Annotated in this window: 19 protein-coding genes and 1 pseudogene; 9 read left to right on the top strand and 11 right to left on the bottom strand. The window is 33.5% G+C overall.

Features of this window, described 5'->3' with window-relative positions:
• The first annotated feature begins 45 nt into the window (after positions 1-45).
• Together CLU82_RS04445 and CLU82_RS04440 are read left to right on the top strand one after the other, a co-directional pair.
• Positions 46-561: a Rieske (2Fe-2S) protein gene (locus tag CLU82_RS04445; RefSeq protein ID WP_100841951.1), complete on the top strand. Its 516-nt coding sequence runs from the start codon at positions 46-48 to the stop codon at positions 559-561.
• A 19-nt stretch (positions 562-580) separates the two neighbouring features.
• Entirely contained in the window at positions 581-832 is a 252-nt protein-coding gene (locus tag CLU82_RS04440; RefSeq protein WP_100841950.1) for a DUF6755 family protein, read from the top strand.
• A 73-nt stretch (positions 833-905) separates the two neighbouring features.
• Here CLU82_RS04440 and nadB read toward each other — a convergent pair whose 3' ends face one another.
• Both nadB and nadA read right to left on the bottom strand, forming a co-directional pair.
• Positions 906-2,441, bottom strand: coding sequence for an L-aspartate oxidase (gene nadB, locus CLU82_RS04435; RefSeq protein ID WP_100841949.1), 1,536 nt, complete (start codon positions 2,439-2,441; stop codon positions 906-908).
• Positions 2,442-2,443: 2 nt separating this feature from the next.
• The gene (gene nadA / locus CLU82_RS04430; RefSeq protein ID WP_100841948.1) at positions 2,444-3,370 is read right to left on the bottom strand and encodes a quinolinate synthase NadA; all 927 of its coding nucleotides are present in this window, start codon (positions 3,368-3,370) and stop codon (positions 2,444-2,446) included.
• Between the two features lie 258 nt (positions 3,371-3,628).
• Here nadA and CLU82_RS04425 point away from each other — a divergent pair, with 258 nt between their 5' ends.
• Positions 3,629-5,443 (top strand): hypothetical protein, encoded by a 1,815-nt coding sequence (locus tag CLU82_RS04425; protein WP_100841947.1) that lies wholly within the window; start codon positions 3,629-3,631, stop codon positions 5,441-5,443.
• Positions 5,444-5,678: 235 nt separating this feature from the next.
• Here CLU82_RS04425 and CLU82_RS04420 read toward each other — a convergent pair whose 3' ends face one another.
• The 9 genes from CLU82_RS04420 to ric form a co-directional block, all read right to left on the bottom strand.
• Positions 5,679-6,422: a DUF3667 domain-containing protein gene (locus CLU82_RS04420; RefSeq protein WP_100841946.1), complete on the bottom strand. Its 744-nt coding sequence runs from the start codon at positions 6,420-6,422 to the stop codon at positions 5,679-5,681.
• Positions 6,423-6,505: 83 nt separating this feature from the next.
• Positions 6,506-7,234 (bottom strand): hypothetical protein, encoded by a 729-nt coding sequence (locus tag CLU82_RS04415; protein ID WP_232735211.1) that lies wholly within the window; start codon positions 7,232-7,234, stop codon positions 6,506-6,508.
• Between the two features lie 60 nt (positions 7,235-7,294).
• Positions 7,295-7,729 (bottom strand): Rrf2 family transcriptional regulator, encoded by a 435-nt coding sequence (locus tag CLU82_RS04410; protein ID WP_100841944.1) that lies wholly within the window; start codon positions 7,727-7,729, stop codon positions 7,295-7,297.
• 82 nt (positions 7,730-7,811) lie between these two features.
• Positions 7,812-9,011: a hypothetical protein gene (locus CLU82_RS04405; protein ID WP_100841943.1), complete on the bottom strand. Its 1,200-nt coding sequence runs from the start codon at positions 9,009-9,011 to the stop codon at positions 7,812-7,814.
• Between the two features lie 28 nt (positions 9,012-9,039).
• Positions 9,040-9,489 carry a CopD family protein gene (locus CLU82_RS04400; protein ID WP_100841942.1) on the bottom strand — a complete coding sequence of 150 codons (450 nt, stop codon included), beginning with the start codon at positions 9,487-9,489 and terminating at the stop codon, positions 9,040-9,042.
• Positions 9,490-9,518: 29 nt separating this feature from the next.
• Positions 9,519-10,235, bottom strand: a complete 717-nt coding sequence (locus CLU82_RS04395; RefSeq protein WP_100841941.1) for an anaerobic ribonucleoside-triphosphate reductase activating protein — start codon at positions 10,233-10,235, stop codon at positions 9,519-9,521.
• On the bottom strand, positions 10,189-10,356 hold the full coding sequence (nrdD, locus tag CLU82_RS21145) for an anaerobic ribonucleoside-triphosphate reductase (protein ID WP_157813319.1): 168 nt from the start codon (positions 10,354-10,356) through the stop codon (positions 10,189-10,191). Before nrdD ends, CLU82_RS04395 begins: the two co-directional genes overlap by 47 nt.
• A gap of 196 nt (positions 10,357-10,552) precedes the next feature.
• The gene (locus CLU82_RS04390; RefSeq protein ID WP_100841940.1) at positions 10,553-12,664 is read right to left on the bottom strand and encodes a ribonucleoside triphosphate reductase; all 2,112 of its coding nucleotides are present in this window, start codon (positions 12,662-12,664) and stop codon (positions 10,553-10,555) included.
• A 27-nt stretch (positions 12,665-12,691) separates the two neighbouring features.
• Complete coding sequence (gene ric / locus CLU82_RS04385) at positions 12,692-13,423, bottom strand: iron-sulfur cluster repair di-iron protein (RefSeq protein WP_100841939.1); 732 nt, start codon at positions 13,421-13,423, stop codon at positions 12,692-12,694.
• Positions 13,424-13,880: 457 nt separating this feature from the next.
• On the opposite strand from ric, the gene CLU82_RS04380 reads away from it, so the two are divergent.
• The 6 genes and pseudogenes from CLU82_RS04380 (at position 13,881) to CLU82_RS04355 (ending at position 19,733) form a co-directional block, all read left to right on the top strand.
• Positions 13,881-14,846, top strand: coding sequence for a DUF438 domain-containing protein (locus tag CLU82_RS04380; protein WP_100841938.1), 966 nt, complete (start codon positions 13,881-13,883; stop codon positions 14,844-14,846).
• A 254-nt stretch (positions 14,847-15,100) separates the two neighbouring features.
• Positions 15,101-16,561 carry a copper-containing nitrite reductase gene (gene nirK, locus CLU82_RS04375; protein WP_100841937.1) on the top strand — a complete coding sequence of 487 codons (1,461 nt, stop codon included), beginning with the start codon at positions 15,101-15,103 and terminating at the stop codon, positions 16,559-16,561.
• A gap of 72 nt (positions 16,562-16,633) precedes the next feature.
• Positions 16,634-16,963, top strand: a pseudogene (locus CLU82_RS04370) (cytochrome c); the annotation flags it as partial.
• 74 nt (positions 16,964-17,037) lie between these two features.
• Positions 17,038-17,772 carry a formylglycine-generating enzyme family protein gene (locus CLU82_RS04365; protein ID WP_198520262.1) on the top strand — a complete coding sequence of 245 codons (735 nt, stop codon included), beginning with the start codon at positions 17,038-17,040 and terminating at the stop codon, positions 17,770-17,772.
• 32 nt (positions 17,773-17,804) lie between these two features.
• Entirely contained in the window at positions 17,805-18,446 is a 642-nt protein-coding gene (locus CLU82_RS04360; protein WP_232735210.1) for an SCO family protein, read from the top strand.
• Between the two features lie 12 nt (positions 18,447-18,458).
• Positions 18,459-19,733 (top strand): alginate export family protein, encoded by a 1,275-nt coding sequence (locus CLU82_RS04355; RefSeq protein WP_100841934.1) that lies wholly within the window; start codon positions 18,459-18,461, stop codon positions 19,731-19,733.
• The last annotated feature ends 340 nt before the right edge of the window (positions 19,734-20,073 follow it).

Genomic DNA, 20,073 nt, shown 5'->3' with positions numbered 1-20,073 from the left:
ATCAGCAGCTATAAACGGAATCTGAAACTTTTACAATATAAAAGAATGTCAAAAGAAGATAATTTAAATAAAAATTGGAAGAAAGATTTTCCAATTCTAAAACAGCAAGCGACAAATGTTAGTCGTCGTGATTTTGCTAAATTCCTTACCCTTGTTTCGGGCGGATTGATGGTAGGTAGTGGATTAGTTGCTGCTAAAGCCTATTTGCTTCCCAAAGAAGAAGTAGAAGGAGAACATTTTGTTTGCAAAAAAGAAGAAGTGCCTCTGGGTGGAACCAGAGCTTTTGTAATCAAAGGCAGTACCATACCTTACATTTTGATTCATCTAGAAAACGGAGATTTCAAGGCTTATGAGCAAAAATGTACACACTTATCGTGCTCAGTTTTTTATAAACCTGGCACGGGAATTATTCACTGTCCTTGTCACGAAGGTTCATTTGATGCGAAAACAGGAGATGTTTTGGGAGGACCGCCACCAAGAGCTTTACCAAGTTTGGAAGTGTTTTTTAAAGAGAACGATATCTATGTAAAAGCATCTCATCACGAAGAACATGCTGTTTAAATACTAAAAATATATTATTATGAGTACTTTTAGAACCAGTCAGAATCAAGCCAATCCTAATAAGCTAAACAACATTCTTTCGACCTTAATTTTTATATTAATTTTGAATGTTACCATTCAGATTTGGTTATTATATGCTTCTTTAAATAACGCTTTAGATAACAATCGAGAAATATTGATACCTGCTTTTGTAGCTTCTTTAATTTTGTTTTTGATAGGATTTAGTTGGCTGTATTACTTGCCATCTGGAAATCAAAAACAACAAAAATAAAAAATTGTAAATAGTTTTATTGAGTAAAAATCCTAGTTATAGCTAGGATTTTTTTATTTCAAAAAGTAGTTTGTTAAATGTCTTTCGAATCAAATTTTACAAATCCGCCACAATTACCGTTACGGTCAATAGATTGTTGTACAATAAGCGTTCCGATAGCTAACATATTGTTCAATTCGTATAAATCAGTACAAACTAAATGATTTTGAATCACTTCATTGATTTCGGTTTGCATACTTTTAAGCGTTTCTTTAGCTTTCAATAAATCCGATTCAAATCGAACGATTCCAGCATTTTGACGCATTAATAATTGCAGTTTTGCTTTAGTTAGAGCGATATATTCTGGTGATACTTTTGTTTTAGATTGAATAGACCATTCTGGGATAGCAGTAGTTGTTTTTGTCGCTGTAAATGGATTATCTGCCAAGTAATGGTATATTTTATCGGAATAGACTAAAGCTTCCAAAAGTGAATTTGAAGCAAGTCTGTTGGCGCCGTGCAAACCAGTTCTTGAACATTCGCCACAGGCAAATAAATTTTCTATAGAGGTTTTTCCACTGCGGTCAACCACTATTCCTCCACATAAATAATGCTGGGCAGGAACTACAGGAATCCAGTCTTTTTCAAGATCAATACCCATTTTTTTACAATGGTTATAAATCATCGGAAAATGTTTTTTGAATCCAACCATATCTAAGTGTGTACAATCTAAATAAACACATTCGTCTCCCGATTTTTTGAGTTCCAAATCAATACTTTGCGAAACTATATCTCTCGAAGCCAGATCGCCTCTTGGATCATAACGTTCCATGAATAAATCGCCTTTTTTGGTTCTCAAATGAGCGCCAAAACCGCGAACCGCTTCGGAAATTAAAAATTTTGAGCCACTTCCTTTATCAAATAAAGCTGTTGGATGAAATTGTATAAATTCCATGTCCTGAATAGCAGCATTCGCACGATAAGCCATCGCTATTCCGTCTCCTGTTGCTATGATAGGGTTGGTGGTGTGTCCGTATAAATGTCCAATACCGCCAGTGGCTAGTAAGGTAAAATCGGATTGATAGGTAAGTATTTCGTTTGTCTTTTCGTCAAGCGCATAAGCACCAACGCAACGATTATCTTGTGTAATTAATTCTAATGCAAAATGATGATCCAAAACGGTAATGTTTTCTTTATTCATTACTTGTTCCAAAATAGCACGCTGAATTTCGTGACCCGTTTGGTCTTTATGATGAACTACTCTGTTTTCAGAATGTCCGCCTTCTTTGCCTAAGTCAAAAGTTCCTTTGGCATTTTTATCAAATTGAGCACCCCATTCAATCAATTCTTTTAATCGTTTAGGGCCTTCGGTTACAACCATTTTAACTACTTCTTCGTCACACAATCCATCACCACAAATTAGGGTGTCTTCAATATGTTTTTGATACGAATCTTCGGTTTTGTCGGTAACAATAGCAATACCACCTTGAGCATATTTAGTGTTAGACTCGTCGGCATTTGCTTTGGTTACAATGGTAATGTTTCTTTCGGGGAAACGATTGGCCATTTTGAGTGCAAATGTTAGACCTGCAACTCCAGAACCTATAATTAAATAATTGGTTGTAATCATTCTTAAGATAATTCGAGCATACGTTCGATAGGGATTAATGCTTTTTCTCTAATGTCATCAGGAACATTAATTTCGGGAGTTTCATTCAATAAACAGTCGTATACTTTTTGTAAGGTGTTCATTTTCATATATCCACATTCACTACAAGCACAGGTATTGTCTTCGTTCGACGGAGCCGGAATCAGAATTTTATCAGGTACTTCCTGTTTCATTTTATGCAAAATTCCAGCTTCGGTAGCTACAATAAATTTGTTGCTTGGATTGGTTTTTACATAATTAATCATCCCTGCTGTAGAACCAATATAGTTTGCAGTTTTTAGAATATGCGTTTCAGATTCTGGATGTGCAATGATTTGAGCATCTGGATTCAGTTTGTACAAAGCTATCAGTTTGTCTAGTGAAAATGCTTCGTGTACGATACACGATCCATCCCAAAGTAGCATCTCTCTGCCTGTTTGCTCCATTACATATTTTCCTAAATTTTTATCTGGTGCAAAAATTATAGGTTTATCTTTTGGAATAGATTCTACAATTTTGACAGCGTTTGAAGACGTAACCACAATATCAGTCAATGCCTTAACTTCGGCAGAACAGTTTACGTAAGTGATTACAATATGATCAGGGTGGGCCTCAGTAAATTTTTTGAAATCTTCCGGAGGACATGATTCAGCTAGAGAACAGCCTGCTTTTAAATCTGGTAAAATTACTTTTTTGGTAGGATTTAATATTTTGGCAGTTTCGGCCATAAAATGAACTCCTGCAAAAAGAATAATATCGGCATCAACTTTCATTGCTTCTTGAGATAATCCCAAGCTATCTCCCACATAGTCAGCCACATCTTGAATATCGGATTCTTGATAATAATGCGCTAGTATAACCGCATTTTTTTCTTTTTTTAATTCCAATATACGTTCTTTAAGACTTTTCATTTTTTAAAAACTTTAATGGTGTTTTTTTAATTGAGATTAATTCTATGCAAATATAAGGTAAAACTTTGAAGCTACACGATTTCGTTGACTTTCTAAAAGTATCAAAAAAGATGTTTTTGTTAAAAAAATGCCATTGCGGTTTTTACAACTGGTAAATCTATTCCAATATGATTCATGTTCGTATGATATTTATCAGTTTTTAAGCAAATTAGTATGGTGATATTTGCACAAACCTTTAATGAATCAATTTTTAGACCTATGACGACTAAAAAACCACTACACACTTTTCATATTCCTGTAATGGGATTGGCTTATACAATTGATAGCCCAATACGAGTGGCTCAATATGGAATATCATCTGTTGTCTCTATTATAGATGACGATTTGATTGAAAAAATGAATGCTTTCTATAGCGAAAAATTCAAAATACCATATCAGGAAATCACAGAAAAAATCCATGATTATCGTGCCGAGCGTGTTACTTCTTATTTAAATTTGATGGATACTATTGTAAAAGATAAATTCGAAAAATTCAAATTAGAATTAGCAGAAAGCAAACAGGCTTTGGAGAATTATATTGCGATGCTACCTAATAAATCAGAAATTAAAAAAGGACTTCAAAATCTTATAGACGACGGAATTGCTTTTAAAGATACTATCAAAAATTACCTTGAAGAAAATCTTTCACCAGGTGAGATTGATGTAAATATCATGACTAAAGTCGATAAAGATAATTTTATTAAAGACGAACAATTACCTGTAGAATTCAATGATGCTCATGCGTCTCTGCGTGGTTTTGCCAATAGTAATCTATCTTCATCAGTGGTGCTTTCGGCGGGAATGAATCCGAGATTGTACGCTTATTTTGAAAACTTTCCTGTTTTTTATCCTGATACCAATAATAAGCTACAAAAGAAAATAATCCTGAAAGTAAGTGATTTTCGTTCGGCAATGATTCAGGGAAATTTCTTAGCCAAAAAAGGGCTTTGGGTTTCTGAATATCGTATAGAATCAGGTTTAAACTGTGGAGGTCACGCCTTTGCTACAGATGGTTATTTATTAGGACCAATCTTAGAAGAATTTAAACAAAAGAAAGATGAATTAATACAATCGGCTCATGAGTTGATGGTGAAATCTTTGGAAATAAAAGGACTACATGTTCCTCAGGCACCGTTGGAATTAAAAATTACGGTGCAAGGTGGTGTAGGTACAGCCGAGGAACATGATTTTTTATTAGAGAAATATCAGGTTGATTCTGTGGGCTGGGGTTCTCCTTTTCTATTAGTTCCAGAAGCTACTTCTGTAGATAAAGCTACTCGAACATTGTTAGAAAAAGCCAAAGAAGATGATTTTTATTTGAGTAATATTTCGCCATTAGGTATTCGTTTTAATGCAGTGAAAGGCACAACTAATGAGTTTTTTAAACAAAAACGTATTCAAGATGATAAAGCAGGAAGTTCTTGTCCTAAAAAATTCTTAGCGTTGAGTAAAGAGTATGGCCCAAAAGGAATGTGTCCAGCTTCTAAAAGTTATCAAGATTTAAAATTAGAAGAATTAAATGCTATAAAGGATTCTATGTCTAAAGTAGCTTTTGATAAAAAGAAAAACAGCATCACAGAGAAATCATGTTTATGTGTAGGTTTGGCAAATACCGCTTATCTTGAAAATGATATTAAAATAAAAGGGCAATCGCAAGGGGTTGTTATTTGCCCAGGACCGAATTTGGCTTATTTTGACAGGGAAATTTCTCTTTTGGATATGGTGAAACACATTTATGGAAATGCATCAGTGCTTGGAAATAAAGAGCGTCCAAATGTAATTATCAATGAATTGAAAATGTACATGGATTATTTGAAAAATGAAATCAATGAATTTTCAGAGCAAATTACAGCACCGCAAGTCAAAAAATTAAAAGCGTTTAGAACCAATTTGAATGATGGTATTGAATATTATCAATCATTATTGTCCTCTAACGATTGGTTTGAGAAAAGTAAACAAACTATCGAAAACCAATTGGATGTGTATAAAAATGAGCTACAGGAGCTCTTTATTCCTGAGTTAGCAACTGTATAAATCTGATTTTGATTATTATTGAAGATTATGAAAAAGTAGTAACGATCTGGTTGTAGTATTGATTGTTAAATATTTATCTTTATTTTTTCCCTTTAAATAAAGAAAGTATTTAGTAAAGAGCAAGGACACTATCTAACCAAAAATACCAGATGCTATTGCTTCTAAAATAATAATTGAATTCAGATTTTTAATTAAAAGACTTGATGAAAATCAGGTCTTTTTTGTTGTGATTTATTTAGATACCACCAAAACTAAATACTCCAATGACAATAATTGTAAAGAAAATAAACCAGAATATGAGGTGCGTTAATAATGTCAAAAAGAAGGTCTTTGTTTTAGACAACTGATTGAAAAATTGTTCATTGGTCCAAAAGTATAAGATAAAATCAATGAGCATAACAATTTTTGTTATTGTTAAGATTGTTGTAGTCCCACTATAATAATAAAATAAGGGGATTAAGAGTATAGAAATGTATAATTTTTGGGATGCTTTGTAGGTATTTAGTACTAGATATTCTATAAAATTGTAGCCTTGTTTTCGAAAACAAATAGCTGTACCTATTGTGTGTAAAGGGATAAAAACTAATGTTATCCAAGCAAAGTGAGAGCTCAGCCAGTCACCTAATTTTTCAATATTAATATTTGGATTTGTATCGACAGCCTCTTTCGTTTTTACAAACATTTCTATATCTAATATATGAATTAACGCAATATATGCTGTTGCCAAAACCATCACAAGAGATATCGGTTTGAAGTGTCTTACTCTTTTACCTTCAATGAATTCACGAATAGAATGACCTGGTCTGGTAAAAAGTTGTTTTGCTGTATAGGCTATTCCCTTGTCAAAATGTAATAATCCATGTTGAATATCATGCCATAGATAATGAATATTAATTTTGTGAGTTTCAGCAGGCTGTCCACAATTATTGCAATAATGACCTGTATAGGTTTGATGACAGTTTTTACAAGTAGTATTCATTATTAGGCTTTTTTAAATGCTAAATATGTTCCTTTTTAGTAAATATAGTATTTTAATTAAAACGTTAAAACAGCAAAGTTGTATTAATCTTGCAATATGGCTTCTCCCTTTACTAACCATGCAAAACCGAAGCTCTCAATAGCTAGTGTTTCCATCCAAAAAGTGATTGGGAATGTCTTAAAATAGACTGGAGGAATTATTTTTAGAAAACCAGCAAATGGGACCAATATCGCCAAAAACATTAATACAGCACAAGTTCTGTAAATTCTATTTCGGATGATTTTTTGATCTCCTCTTTTGCTAGTTGCTTTATTTGATTTTGTAAATAGAAAAAAGCACATATACGATAAGCAAATGAAGAATAATGCAGATACGGTATAATGAAAATACATTCTAAAATCGCTTGCAGGAAGAATGGTTATTGCATATTTCTTAGCAGGATCACCACATATTTCAGTGATATTATTAGTAGGAAATAAAAGGGCCAAAAGTGCAAAAACCCCGGCAAATGAAGAAATGTAAAAATCAATTGGATCTTTACCTTTGTAAACAATAAGAAAGAAAGCTAACAGACTTAGGATTATAACAAAAATACTGCTAACGCGAGTGTAGTAATAATGACTAATAGATTCTAAAGGATATTGAAGCCCATTATCAAGATATAAGAATCCAAATAACAATAGGGGCATGGCCATTCCCATGATACCAATAATCTTTCGGAGGGTCAGACTATTGGTGAGCCAAATGGTATTGTCGTTTTTGTAATCTATTTTTAAAAGAGAATTTAAATCAGATTGCTTAGATTTGGTCATGATAATTGAGGTTTAAGTTCAGCTACTTAAAAAATATCATGTAAATATAAGATTACTTTATTAATATCTTAAAAAAGTATCTCCTGTCTTTATTCCTAAGGCTAATTCTTCCAGATTCGTATTTTCGAGCATGTAAGCCAATTCGTTTCTAATAGATTTGAATTTTTCATGCATAGGGCAGGGATGGTCTTCGGAGCAATGGGCTAAACCTAACCCGCACCCCGTAAAAACCCGATCTCCTTCCAGAGCATTTACAATTTGTGCCAATTTTATATCTTTCATTATTTCTCTTGGAATTTCAAATCCGCCACCAACTCCTTTTATGGAATTAATGATGTTGTCTTTGGATAAAATTTGAAGAATTTTGGCTGTAAATGCTTCTGGAGAATCAATTTTTTTGGCAATATCTTTTAGCCCAACTCTTTTGTTTTGATAAGATTGAGAAGCTATGAAAATCGTAGCTCGAATGCCGTATTCGCAGGTTTTAGAAAACATAATCGGTTTTTTACAAATTTAAGAAATTAGTTTCATTTTTGGTCTAAAATGCTAGAGTTTCGAAGGTTAAAATGGCGAATTTTTAGTCTTTTTTTAATAAACTTCCAGTTATAAATAATAGACCTAAGGGTAAAGCAATACTGGCTATAAATAAATTTTGATAATAGTCAGGAAATGACGTATTATTCAATAATAACCAAGTGCCTTGAAGGAATAAAAGGATTTCTGTTACTACAAATCCTAGAAGAAAAAGATTGATTCCCCATTTTATGATTGGTTTTTTAGAATTTAAAAACCCATTCTGTAAAGCAAATCCAAATAGAAAACCAGTTATAATTCCCAACATCGTCAGGTGAATATATCCAACAACAAAATCTCGAATTTCATGCGATACATGTGCCAATTCAGGAACTAAAACTACCAATTGAATGATGATTTTTAAGGCTAATGAACATAAAGCAAATCGGTACACGGTTTTTTCTAAAGAAGAGAGAGGTTTAAAAAATGCTTGGAATTGAGTTTGGATAAGTTGAGCAAAAAGGACTAACGAAATTAATTGAATCAAAACACCAACTGCGTTTATCCAGTAAAAAATGGGATTGGAAAGCGACCAGCTCACAGGCAGAGCCAAAGTTAACACCGTTGCGGTAACAAATAAATTATAGAACAAACGGAATTTTTTCTCTTCTATATTTATTTTGGATTGTTTGAAAAACAGAGCCAAAACTGCAAATATAAACCAGCCATTAAATTGAAAATGAAGGAAAAACTGAATAGCAATTTGATAAAAAGCACTTGCTTTTCCCATTATTCCTACTGCTGGTCCTAAGCACCAAACGCCTAGTGTAGATAAAACCATAAAGAATAAAGCGGTTCGCAACATTCTTTTTTCAGGGAAAGTGCTTAGTTCTGCATCTTTCCAAATCAAATGAACGAAATGATAACTGCAAAAAATATGCAATGTAGAAAAGAGGATGGAAGCAAACGCATATCCTTGAGCAGGAAAATCAATCATCATTCCGACAACAGCCACTTGAGTAATCCAAAATAATCGGTTGTAAATGGGTTTTTGCTGGGCTTCTTTTGGAACAAAAAAATGAATAATCAAACAGTACAACATCAAATATACCCAACCCAACATGGCTACATGCGAATGACCGTGCATTAAAAATTGAAAATTGATTCCTTTAATAGGGTAGACATACATCAAACGAAGCAGTAACCCCATCAGAGAGGCGATAAGAAAATTAATGAAGCAGACAAAAATCCAAGATTTTTTCATAATGATTTGGTTGTTTCCTAATAGTAATTTAGAATCCTCCGAAACGAACAAATGAACCAAAAATCAGCATCAAGACTCCAATAATAGTAACAGATATAATATGGAAAGTCATTTCGGGTAATTTACCGGAATCGGTTTTTAGTTTGGGTAAAACTCGAAACTGCGCACTTAATGCAAAGACTACTGTCAGTAAAAGTAAAACTAGTTTTGAAGAAATTACTTTCTCAATTGGAGTTTCAAACTGAAACCAATAGCCAAAAGTTACTCCATATTTGTACGCCATTAAAATACCTGTGATTACTAATAAAGCAAGGGCAGTCATTCCAACAGGTTCGTATTTTCTTTCGTAATTTAAAATGATTTTAGGATCTTTTTCTTTAAGCGCCTGAGGTAGATAAGCAAAGCAGAGTAACAAGTGACCTCCAACCCAGATGGTGGCGCTCAAGAGATGAATGATTAATAAAAGATGATGATTCATACGTTTTTAGGTTTTAAAATCGCTTTAAATTATCCTCTAAAGCAGACTTTTATTTTTTCTGTCGAAAGGTTTTCGTTTTCTAATTCTTTAAATGAATGTCCTAGTTTCTTTATTGTTTTTACACCATTTACAAAATGTTGAATATAATAATTTCCTATGTAACCAGCCGTTTCTAAATAGGAAATCATTTTCTGAATATCATTCTTATTTAATAATTCAGAATGTATGGTGGTACGAACTTCAAAATCAATATCGTTTTGTAATAATAAATCTAAAGATTTTTCGAAAGGAATGAAAAGTTTAGATTGTGTTATCTTTTCAAAATCTTGAGGCATTGCTTTGAAATCGAGTGCCACATAATCGACAAGTTCTTTTTGGATTAGTTCTTCCAGTACTTCGGGTTTTGAACCGTTAGTGTCTATTTTGATTAAAAATCCCATTTTTTTAACTTCGCTGATGAGAGGAATGATTTTTTTGTGCAACAAACATTCACCCCCACTAAACACGACTGCATCCAACAACTGTTTTCGACCATTCAGGAATTGAATTGCATTTTCGAATGAAATAATTCCTTTTCCAAAAACTATTTCAGGATTATAGCAATAAAGACACCTCATATTACAGCCTGCAAACCAAAGTATACATGCTGATTTATGTGGATAATCTAATAAAGTAAAAGGTGTTAAACTATAAATTGGTCTAGCAACACTTTCCTTCTGTAAAATGAGTTCGTTGTTTGTGTTCACCTTTTTTTCCTATGTTAAAACTTTCTACGGGTCTATGATAGCCCATTACGCGTGTGTACACTAAACATTTAGTGCGTGATTCTTGATTTTGTTCTAAAATCTGATTTGTTGTTAATTTCATATTTTTTTGTTTTAAGATTTAAGTATTTTATATGGATTATTTAAAAATGAAAGCCCATATAAGTATTTATTAATGTAAATCTGGGGGTAAAAGTTATTAAAGATTGGGGAGTCTTTTTTTTAATTTACATTATAGCAAAAAATTGCAACAGCTTATATGGACTTATATTTCTTATATGGTTTACTATTTTTTAAGTTTAAAATTCATGTTTTGAGCTTGTGCTCTCTTTTTCAATTATAATTTCATCACATTTTGGGCAATATTCATGCTCTCCGTTCAAATAACCATGTACAGGACAAACGCTAAATACTGGAGTAACTGTAATATATGGCAGTCTAAAATTGGATATTACTTTTTTGACAAACTGCTTGCAGGCTTCCGAAGAACTTATTTTTTCGCTCATATACAAATGCAGTACAGTTCCTCCAGTGTATTTGCATTGCAACTGATCTTGAAGTATTAAAGCTTCAAAAGGATCTTGTGTAAAATCTACTGGAATTTGTGAACTATTGGTGTAATAAATGTTTTCCTCTTGTCCCGCCTGGATAATATCATCATAGCGTTTCTTGTCTTCTTTAGCAAAACGATACGTCGTTCCTTCGGCAGGTGTTGCTTCCAGATTATAGAGGTTACCCGTTTCTTCCTGAAATTCTTTCATTCGGGTGCGGATATGATCTAGAATTCCGTTGGCAAATTCAATACCGGCTTCAGAAGTGATGTTGTCTTTATTATTAGTGAAATTTTCAATCATTTCATTCATTCCGTTCACTCCGATAGTCGAGAAGTGATTTCTAAAATGTTCTAAATAACGTTTAGTGTATGGATATAATCCACGGTCATACATTTCCTGAACGAACACTCTTTTTTTCTCCAAAGTAGATTTGGCTATGTATAAAAGCTGATCAAGCTGATTATATAATTTATCTTTATTTCCTTTATTCAGATAACCCAAACGAGCCATATTTATGGTAACAACACCAATACTTCCTGTCATCTCAGCACTTCCAAAAAGTCCGTTTCCGCGTTTTAGCAATTCACGCAAATCTAGCTGTAAACGGCAACACATACTGCGTACTGCATTGGGTTTGTAGGCATCCTCGTTTTCAATTTGGTTGCCATTTTCATCTAAAATATATTGGCTTCCGATGAAATTTTGGAAATATGATGAACCGATTTTAGCTGTATTTTCAAAAAGCAGATCGGTATTTTCTCCATCCCAGTCAAACGCTTCGGTGATATTTACCGTTGGAATCGGGAAAGTGAAAGGTTGTCCATTAGCATCACCTTCGGTCATCACGGTATAATAGGCTTTATTAATGAGGTTCATTTCCTTTTGAAAATGCTCGTATCTCAAGTCAGTTACTTTAGAAACACCTCTTCTTTTGGCCCTGATTAATAAATCTGATGTGATGCAGTCTTCAAAAATATGATGATCATGTTTGGTCGGAATCTGTGTTTTTAAATCATCTGGTACAACCCAATCCAAAGTAATATTAGTAAAAGGGGATTGTCCCCAGCGTGCAGGAACATTCAAGTTGTACACAAAGCCCCTAACCGCTTTTAGAACATCATCAAATCCTAAATTATCTTTAAAAACATATGGAGCAAGATAAGTGTCGAACGAACTGAAAGCTTGCGCACCTGCCCATTCGCTTTGCAAAATCCCCAGAAAATTTGCCATTTGCCCTAAAGCTTCTCTAAAATGAGATGGTGCTTTGCTTTCTACACGACCTCTAACTCCATTAAATCCCTCATTAAGTAATACTCGTAAACTCCAGCCGGCGCAATAACCCGTGAGGCAATCCAAATCATGAATATGAATATCACCATTACGGTGCGCGTAACCTTCTTCTTTAGAGTACACTTTATCCAGCCAATAATTCGCAATAATCTTACCCGCCACATTATTTACTAATCCGGCATTCGAATAGGAAGTGTTGGCATTGGCATTGATTCTCCAGTCAGTTTGCTTGATGTATTCTTCAATGGTTTGGGTGCTGTCTACATAAGTAGTATCTTCATTTAATCCCTCAATATGTTCGCGTTGTAGCTTTCTGGTGTGACGGAAAAGCATGAAAGAACGCATTACTTCAAAATAGTGTTTTTCAAATAATGTTTTTTCAATTAAATCCTGAATTTCTTCAACTGCCCAAACTTCTTTGTTTTCTAGCTGAATAATTATGCGTTCAAAAACACTGTCATCAACGACTATGGAAACACTCTTGAAACTCTTTTCAATAGCATCTTTTATTTTAAAACTTTCAAATGGCTTATATTTTCCATTTCTTTTGATGACATAATTCCCCATAGTTGTTGATTTTGGTGTTTAAATTGGTTATGATTGTGCTGAAAAATCTTTTTCTAGCCTAATTGCTTTTGGAAACAAAATATTATTTTCCAAATGAATGTGTTTGTGCAAATCCTGTTCAAATTCCTGTAACATTGCAAAAGTTACTTTATACGTGTTGCAAGCGTCTGCTGGTGGTGTGTAATTATTGCTTAATTCTACTATTGTTCTAAAACGATCTCCTTCGGCTTCGTGTTCGTGCATCATCATGGCAATCGGATTTTCGACAGTTCCAAAATGAGGCTGAGCAATTAATTCATCTGAAATAGTAGCATGAACCATTTTTTTGATAAAAGGAAACAAAATCAATTCTTCTTTTTTCATGTGTTGAGCCAGTTCTCCTGCACAACCTTTGAAAAGTTCATTAATTTCTAATAATTCAGGATGATTTGCTCCGTGAACTTTACTCAATTTGTCTAAAAATTGAAGCAAAGTGGGTGTTTTTTCAGAAACATATCTATGATGTGTTTTTTCAATATAATCGGCTAATAAATCAATTGGCCATGAATTAAAATCAATTCCCGAATCACTTTTTAAAGATAAAATCGATTCAATTTCGTTTAATAAATCTTCAGGTTTCACTTCTTTTTTCTCACAAACTTCCTCTATAGTTCTGTTGCCTTTGCAGCAAAAATCAATACCATATTTTGAAAATAAAGCTGCTGTTCTAAAGTCTTTTGCTACATATTCACCAATTGTAATTTTCTCTAAAGTTTCCATATTATTGTTTTTATGATTAAAATTTATTTTACAAAAATAGTGATTATTTTAAATAAAAGACAAATTTATCCTTAATTAAATATATTATTTTTTTATTTATATAAAGAATTGAAAATTAAAGGGATGTGATTTTGGATTCTTCTTTTTTTGATGATATAATTTTACGAATATTTAAAAACACAGAATATGATTTTTATCATATTTCGGCTACGACTTAAGAACATTTTGTTGTTGAAAACTTTGAGAGCGGATTGTTTATTGAGTATACCTATATATAGTATTGCTTTAAAAATTTGAAATAATTTTATTGAAAATAAATTGCATATTTTAAATAAAAGATAAAAATATCTTTTATATTTGCAAAGTAATAAAAGATAAATTTGTCTTTTATTTGAATTTAGAAATTATTTCCCCATTTTACGATTAGCGATTTTGTTAATTTTAAATACTAATAACAATGATAGATACAGAAAATAACGCAGTAGTGCCAGAAGGTCATCCAGTTTGGAATTACTTTCAGGAAAAAGAATTAATTATTTCTCTTTTGGAAGAAATTAAAGCAATAAATCCTTTTGAAGATTTACCAAAGTATGTCAATGTTTTTCATCAATTGCTCACTATAGAAAAGCGTTTTGCCCGCAAAGAAAACCAGCTTTTCCCTTTTTTGGAGAAAAACGGTTGGACAGGTCCATCACAAGGAATGTGGTCTTTTCATGATAATTTGAGAGAACAATTTCGATTGATTCAGTATTATATCAAAATGAATAATCCTGAAAAAATAGCTACTAATACACCTTTTTTAACAGATGGTATTTATAGATTGTTGGGCGCTGAAGAAACTGTTTTGTTTCCTAACTCTTTAGATTTATTAGATGAAAAGGATTGGATTGAAATGCGAAAAGGGGAAGAAGAAATCGGTTGGATGCTTTCTGAAACACCACCAACTTTTCCAAAAGGGGAATATATTCACCCAAGTCAGGATTTTACTCAGAGAGATTTGTCTTTTTCGCTGGAAAACACTTCGCATTATGATGAAGGGTATATGACAGTAGAACAAGTAAATTTACTTTTAAGAACTATGCCACTGGATTTAACTTATGTGGATGAAAATGATAAAGTCATTTTTTATAACAGAGGAGAAGAGCGTGTTTTTCCCAGAAGTGCTGGAATCATTGGGCGAGAAGTGAAATTTTGCCATCCTCCAAAAAGTGTTGGAACGGTACTTAAAATTTTGGATGAATTTAGAAAAGGAGCACAAAATGAATCTTCGTTTTGGATTAATTACAAAGACCGCCTGATTTACATTCGTTATTTTGCTGTAAGAGATGCTAATAAAAACTACAAAGGAGTGATTGAAATGTCTCAGGATATTACCGATATTAAGAAAATTGATGGTGAAAAAAGGCTGTTGGATTGGGAGTAAGATACCTTGATGATAATTGGGTGTTTTTTGAAAATAGTAATTAGATAGAATAGTTGGTTTTTATTTTGTAAGTGTTTAATATTCTGTGTCTTTTGTGTTTATTACTCAATCGTTTTTCCCTGAATTATGAATCTTAAAAAAAAGTTAATAACATGATATTTATCATTATTTTTTTGAAAACCACGCTCTAAATTTACATTAAAATAAAAGACAAAAACATCCCTAATATAAAATTACTATTAAACTAAAAAATTATGAAAAAACCATTTCATTTTAGCAAATTATCTAAGGTATTTGCGGTGACATTATTTACTGCAGTCAGTTTCTTTTCTTGTACTAAAAAAGAAGAAGAAAAAAATGCCGATTATTATCAAAAAATAAAAGTCGAAGGACAGAAAGAGGCGGAACTAACCTCTCCGCCATTTGTTCCAAAACCAGTAGGAGACAGACCGGCAATGCATTTGGTTGTCAATATGGAAATTAAAGAACAAGAAGGAGAAATGGTAGATGGGACTAAGTATATCTATTGGACATTTGGCGGAACTGTTCCAGGAAGTTTTATAAGAACGAGAGTAGGTGACGAAATCGAATTTCACTTAAAAAATCATCCAGATAATAAATTACCACACAATATCGATTTGCATGCCGTAACGGGTCAAGGCGGTGGAGCGGCTTCATCAATAGTTGCGCCTGGACATGAAAAAGTATTTAATTTTAAAACTTTAAATCCAGGGTTATATGTGTACCATTGCGCTACAGCACCAGTTGGGATGCACATTGCCAACGGGATGTACGGATTAATTCTTGTTGAACCAGAAGGCGGACTGCCTCCGGTAGACAAAGAATACTACGTGATGCAAGGTGATTTTTATACCAAAGGAGCTTATGGAGAACAAGGAGTTCAGCCTTTTGATATGAATAAAGCGGTAAAAGAAACTCCGGATTACGTAGTGTTTAATGGTAAAGTGGGAAGCATTGCAGGAGATAATGCGCTTACTGCCAAAGTTGGCGAAACTGTTCGTATTTATATGGGGAATGGTGGGCCAAATTTAGTTTCTTCTTTCCACGTTATTGGAGAGATATTCGATAAAGTACATATTGAAGGAGGTAGTGCGATTAATGAAAATGTACAGACCACATTAATTCCAGCTGGTGGTTCTGCAATTGTAGAGTTTAAAGTTGATGTTCCTGGAACTTTTATTTTGGTAGATCACTCTATTTTTAGAGCTTTCAATAAAGGAGCTTTGGGAATGCTTAAAGTTGAAGGAAAAGAAAGTAAAAAAATCTACTCAGGAACTACCCAGGAGGGTATTTATTTACCAGAAGGTGGAACTATTCAAAACATGCCTGAAGGAAAAAAAGAAGCAAAATCAACAGTTGCTAAATCACTTCCTGAACAAATTAAAGCTGGAAAAGCAATCTTTGGAACAACTTGTTTTGCTTGTCACCAATCCGAAGGACAAGGGGTGCCTAATGCATTTCCTCCATTGGCAAAATCAGATTTCTTGAATGCAAATCCAAGCAGAGCCATTCAAGCTGTTATAAAAGGATTAAGTGGAGAGATCACTGTAAACGGTAAGAAAATAAATAGTGTTATGCCAAGTCAAAACCTTACGGACGATGAAATTGCAGATGTGTTAACATATGTTTACAGCAGTTGGGGTAATAATAAAACAGTGGTTACACCAGCAATGGTGAAAGCTCAAAGAAAATAATAAACAATTTTTTAAATTTTATAAGTCATGAAAAAATACATTTTAGTGATAGCATTTATCGGATTAAGTCTGAAAGGTTTTAGCCAGGATGCAAACAAAGGAAAAGGGGTTTATACCAAAACCTGTATTGCCTGCCACCAAGCAACAGGAGTGGGAATACCGGGAGCTTTTCCTCCACTAGCAAAATCAGATTATTTGAATGCTGATGTCAATCGTGCTATTAAGCAAGTAATCAAAGGTTCAAATGCTCCTATTACAGTTAATGGAAAAAAATTCACTACGCCTATGCCTCCTCAAGCTTTGAGCGATCAGCAAATTGCAGATGTACTAACGTATGTATATGCAAATTGGGGTAATAGTAAAAAAGTAGTGACACTAGCAATGGTGAAAGCTCAAAGATAGTTTTAACGCAAAACACAAAGAGTCCTATGTTTCTTTTTAAAAATACAACAGCCATCTTTTTATTGTTCATCCCCATGTTCATAGGTGTTACTCTTTGTGCTCAAGAAGTTAAAATGGTGCCTATAGATGGGGGAACTTTTGTCCCCCTTTATGGTGCTACTGCCAAGAAACCAGTCAAAGTAAGTTCGTTTAGCATAGATGTATATCCTGTTACCAATGCGCAATATCTTGCTTTTGTAAAAAAATATCCTGAATACAGCCGTTCCAAAATGAAAGGATTGTATGCCGATAAAAGTTATCTGAACCAATGGGCAAGTGATTTCAATTATGGGGCTAATAATCTGAGCAATGCACCTATAACTAACATTTCTTGGTTTGCTGCCAAAAAATATTGTGAATGTCAGGGAAAACGCTTACCGTCAATGGACGAATGGGAATATGTTGCCATGGCAGATGAAAAACGCAGCGATGCCCGTACCAAAGAAGAATTTAATAAATACATTTTATCATCATACGAAAAGCCAAAAACCTATTTGAATCCAATCGGGCATACTTTCAAAAATTATTGGGGTGTTTATGATATGCATGGTTTGGTTTGGGAATGGACTTCGGACTTCAACAGTATTTTTCTTTCGGGAGAATCCAGAAAAGATAAGGATACTGATAAGAATCTCTTTTGCGGAAGCGGATCAATAAACGCAACGGATTTGATGAATTATGCTGCTTTTATGCGCTATGCTTTTAGAGGAAGTCTTAAGGCTAGCTATACTACTAAAAATTTAGGTTTTCGATGTGCTAAAGATAATTAATGGCATTTGAGAACTAAACAAAATCAAACACTATGAAATCAATACAAACATCAAAGCCTAATGAAATCCATATAAAAGGCTGGGACTTATTACTTGCTTTATTCTTTTTTTTACTGTTTTTTACTTTTGAAAGTTGTAATAAAAAAGAAACTGTAGTCAAAGAAAAACCTATTTCGGATTTGTCTATTTATAATTTGCCTTCCAAATGGACCAATCAAAATGGTCAAAATATCGAAATGAAAGATTTGAGAGGCAAAGTGCTGGTAATGGTTATGATTTACACTTCTTGCAAAGCTGCTTGTCCGCGTTTAGTCGCTGATATGCGTAATATTGAATCCCGTTTGCCGGATAATATCAAAGGGAATGTAAAATTGGTTTTGATAAGTATTGACCCCGAAACTGATACTCCAAAACGTCTCAAAGAATTTGCTATTGCTAACAAAATGGACAGTGAACAATGGGAGTTTTTACGTTCTACCGAAGAAAATACAAGAGAATTTGCAGCGGTTTTGGCTGTGAATTACAAAAAAATAGATCCTTTAAATTTCTCTCATTCGAATATTATAAGTGTTTTTAATGCCGAAGGAGAATTAACTTTTCAACAAGAAGGATTAGGGGTAAACTCAGATGAAACTATCAAAAAAATAACCGAAGAAGCAGGTAAACTAAACTAAAATCCCACCAAAATGAAGCTATTACAAAAAATGGCATTGGTATTTATATCAATGGCCAGCATGAATACTTTTGCCCAAGAATTTGATGCCAATTTGCAAATCAGACCGCGTTACGAATTTAGAAATGGGTATAAAGCGCCGATTCCTTTTGGAGAAACAGCAGGTCAATTTATATCAAGTAGAACACGTTTGAACTTAAATTTCAAGCAAGATAAGTTTGTTACCAAGCTGACTATGCAAAATGTACGTGTTTGGGGAGATGTTGCTACAAATACAAAATCAGATGTCAACGGAATTCAGCTATTTGAAGCTTGGGCACAATACAATTTTGACGAAAACTGGAGTACCCGCTTAGGACGTCAGGTGATTTCATACGATAATCAGCGTATTCTGGGTGAAGTGGATTGGGCGCAGCAGGCGCAAAGCCATGACGCAGCATTGGTAACTTATAAAAATAAAAAGAGCCAATTGGATATGGCGTTTGCTTACAATGCCAATAGTGAAACAGATATTGCAACTCCTTATACAGTTGCTGCTTATAAAGCCATGCAATATGCTTGGTATCATACTGAATTTGGAAAAATAAGCATGAGTTTATTATTCTTAAACACAGGTTTCGAAAATAAATTAAAACCACCAATCCCAGCTCCACTTCCAGAATTGAAAGTAGATTATATGCAGACTTTTGGAACTTATTTGAATACAAAAAACAAAAACTGGGATGGAAATCTATGGTTCTATGGACAAACCGGAAAAAGCAGTACGTATAATGTGAGTGCTTTTGATTGCGCCATTAATTTTAATTATGCATTAACTGTGAAGTTTAAAGCAGGTTTGGGTTACGAGTTTCTTTCGGGAAAAAGCCAAACAGATACGAGTACCAATATAAAATCATTCAATCCAATTTTTGGAACCAATCATGGATTCAATGGATATATGGATTATTTCTACGTAGGAAATTATAAAAATTCAGTAGGATTACAAGATGTCTTTTTGAAATTTAATTGCGTTGTCGATAAATGGCAATTCAACTTATTGCCACATGTTTTTAACTCAGCCAATACAATTTTGGATACCAATGGAAACGAAATGAGCAGCTATCTTGGAACCGAAGTAGATTTTACGGCCAGTTATGCAGTTCATAAATATATCAATATTACTGGCGGATATTCTCAAATGTTCGGAACAGATTCTATGCAAAGAGTAAAAGGGGGTGATGTTGATCATACCAACAATTGGGCATGGGTTATGATTAATGTTAATCCTCAGTTATTTTCTTTTAAATAATTATTAAGACAGAAAAAAAACACTTGGGTTTTACGAAAAAAATCGTTTTGACAAAACATAAATAGATATAATAATAAGCGTAATAATTCAATAGGACAATCCTTAACTAGTATGATTTTCTATCATGAATCAATCATGAGTATTTTTTACAAACTTTATTTTTTCTGGTTTTTGCGTCTTTGCGGACTCAATTTCAGATTCATAAACTCATTTAAAGGAGTCCGAAGTAGGTATCAGACTGTCCGAAACCCGTAACAGGGAGTCCGAAGCATATAACAGGAAGTCCGAAGCATGTAACAGGGAGTCCGAAGCATATAACAGTGAGTCCGAAGCACGTATC

It is taken from the genome of Flavobacterium sp. 5 (assembly GCF_002813295.1).
Classification (GTDB): domain Bacteria; phylum Bacteroidota; class Bacteroidia; order Flavobacteriales; family Flavobacteriaceae; genus Flavobacterium.
The sequence above is the reverse complement of the archived record's forward strand: the minus strand, read 5'-3'. Positions and strand labels throughout refer to the sequence as shown.

Coding starts and splice junctions, on each gene's coding strand:
- CLU82_RS04415 (WP_232735211.1), bottom strand. CDS start 7,234: ATGACCAAATCTAAGCAATCTGATTTAAATTCTCTTTTAAAAATAGAT.
- CLU82_RS04400 (WP_100841942.1), bottom strand. CDS start 9,489: ATGAATCATCATCTTTTATTAATCATTCATCTCTTGAGCGCCACCATC.
- CLU82_RS04360 (WP_232735210.1), top strand. CDS start 17,805: ATGAAATCAATACAAACATCAAAGCCTAATGAAATCCATATAAAAGGC.
- CLU82_RS04410 (WP_100841944.1), bottom strand. CDS start 7,729: ATGTTTTCTAAAACCTGCGAATACGGCATTCGAGCTACGATTTTCATA.
- nadA (WP_100841948.1), bottom strand. CDS start 3,370: ATGAAAAGTCTTAAAGAACGTATATTGGAATTAAAAAAAGAAAAAAAT.
- CLU82_RS04355 (WP_100841934.1), top strand. CDS start 18,459: ATGAAGCTATTACAAAAAATGGCATTGGTATTTATATCAATGGCCAGC.
- CLU82_RS04390 (WP_100841940.1), bottom strand. CDS start 12,664: ATGGGGAATTATGTCATCAAAAGAAATGGAAAATATAAGCCATTTGAA.
- CLU82_RS04440 (WP_100841950.1), top strand. CDS start 581: ATGAGTACTTTTAGAACCAGTCAGAATCAAGCCAATCCTAATAAGCTA.
- nadB (WP_100841949.1), bottom strand. CDS start 2,441: ATGATTACAACCAATTATTTAATTATAGGTTCTGGAGTTGCAGGTCTA.
- CLU82_RS04380 (WP_100841938.1), top strand. CDS start 13,881: ATGATAGATACAGAAAATAACGCAGTAGTGCCAGAAGGTCATCCAGTT.
- CLU82_RS04405 (WP_100841943.1), bottom strand. CDS start 9,011: ATGAAAAAATCTTGGATTTTTGTCTGCTTCATTAATTTTCTTATCGCC.
- CLU82_RS04365 (WP_198520262.1), top strand. CDS start 17,038: ATGTTCATAGGTGTTACTCTTTGTGCTCAAGAAGTTAAAATGGTGCCT.
- CLU82_RS04425 (WP_100841947.1), top strand. CDS start 3,629: ATGACGACTAAAAAACCACTACACACTTTTCATATTCCTGTAATGGGA.
- CLU82_RS04420 (WP_100841946.1), bottom strand. CDS start 6,422: ATGAATACTACTTGTAAAAACTGTCATCAAACCTATACAGGTCATTAT.
- nirK (WP_100841937.1), top strand. CDS start 15,101: ATGAAAAAACCATTTCATTTTAGCAAATTATCTAAGGTATTTGCGGTG.
- nrdD (WP_157813319.1), bottom strand. CDS start 10,356: ATGAAATTAACAACAAATCAGATTTTAGAACAAAATCAAGAATCACGC.
- ric (WP_100841939.1), bottom strand. CDS start 13,423: ATGGAAACTTTAGAGAAAATTACAATTGGTGAATATGTAGCAAAAGAC.
- CLU82_RS04445 (WP_100841951.1), top strand. CDS start 46: ATGTCAAAAGAAGATAATTTAAATAAAAATTGGAAGAAAGATTTTCCA.